Source organism: Microcoleus sp. Pol12A5 (assembly GCF_036701435.1).
Lineage (GTDB): Bacteria > Cyanobacteriota > Cyanobacteriia > Cyanobacteriales > Microcoleaceae > Microcoleus.
This window is the reverse complement of sequence record NZ_JAUBQU010000296.1, coordinates 1-1,267: the sequence shown is the minus strand read 5'-3', so window position 1 is coordinate 1,267 and position 1,267 is coordinate 1. Positions and strand designations below refer to the sequence as shown.

The window sequence follows — 1,267 nt, the reverse complement described above, 5'->3', positions numbered from 1 at the left end:
ATCAACGTCTAAGCGAGTTAGGACTAATACCAGGAACCGCTTTTTATAGAAGCGGGGTTAAAGTTACTAAACAGAAAAATTTTGGCTTCTTTGATGTAGCAGGTTATTGGAAAAGAAAGTACAGAAATAACGGGACTTCCGAAGGGTGGTATTTGTTGACTAATGTAGGTAGTTTAAAATTGGCGACCGCCAGTTTTAAGTGTCGGAGTGGAATAGAGGCTATGTTTAAGGATTGTAAGACGGGAGGTTATAACGAAAGAAAATAGTCATGCCTGTTATGACCGCTTAAAATCCTTAGTCTTGTTAATAGCAATTGCCGACAGTTGTGCAATAATTAAAGGTTGTACAATCAAAGAGATGGGAATTCAAAAATATGTGGGTCGGGTGCAGAAATTAGGGCGCTCGGTACGTCGTCATAGCAACTTTTGGATAGGTTTATATGGTGAATGTTGGGTGACAGGAAGTGAAGTTTGCCAAGATTTAGTAACTGAATTAATGAGGATTAGAAGTAATAAGCGACCATTTTTTTAGAAGGGGATAAGGGCTAGAAGCTTGATTATATCTACTCTTTGACGGGGTTGTCACCCCGTCAGCCGCAGTGGTCAAGATCCTGTACTCTTATATTTGACGCTTCAATATTTCTCATCTCTTAAAAATACTGGATTTTACGATCGCAACTGCGGAATGTGGGTTATTGAGATCAAAATAATATTTTAGGGTATCAGGATACTGCTCTACATCTTCAAATAGGCGGAAAAATCCCTTGTTGGCACTATGCGAAAAAGCCCAGCTTAATACTAATATTTCCTGTAAATTTAACCCAGAAAAGCTCTTAATCGCGTTGGCTATATCAACTTGATTGCAATTTCCACTTTTAGTCCATAAATTTTCGTAAATGATCAGAGTTCTTGGAAGGAGGTGACGAGCTTCACGATCATAGTCTAATTGAGAAGCTCCGAATCTTATGAGAAAACCTTGTAGATTATCGCTGTCCTCTTGAAATGGGTCGGCAAGCCCCAAATACATATCAATAGCTTTCAGTAAATCATCTACAGTCATATCTTTATTGCGATAATCGTTAGAGCTTTCGATTAATCGCATGGACAAATAAGCTAGAACACCATCAAAAACTGGTATATCTTTGATAGTGTGTAATCATTTACCTGACTTAAATATTTCATAGGATAATTGGTAGTGCTTTTATGTAAAGGATAGAGGATAATAGCTCTATGCCAATCTTTTGAGGAGTCTCATGATGAAACCCTAT

The 1,267-nt window shown here is 37.8% G+C and carries 1 protein-coding gene and 1 pseudogene; one reads left to right on the top strand and one right to left on the bottom strand.

Annotated features, from left to right (window positions below):
- Positions 1 to 266: pseudogene (locus QUA45_RS28850) on the top strand (IS4 family transposase); the annotation flags it as partial.
- 376 nt (positions 267 to 642) lie between these two features.
- Here the strand turns inward: QUA45_RS28850 and QUA45_RS28845 are convergent.
- Positions 643 to 1,059, bottom strand: coding sequence for a hypothetical protein (locus QUA45_RS28845; protein ID WP_333223373.1), 417 nt, complete (start codon positions 1,057 to 1,059; stop codon positions 643 to 645).
- Positions 1,060 to 1,267: the final 208 nt, after the last annotated feature.

Bases quoted from the DNA above. Each gene is read 5' to 3' on its own strand.
- QUA45_RS28845 (WP_333223373.1), bottom strand. From the start codon at position 1,059: ATGACTGTAGATGATTTACTGAAAGCTATTGATATGTATTTGGGGCTT.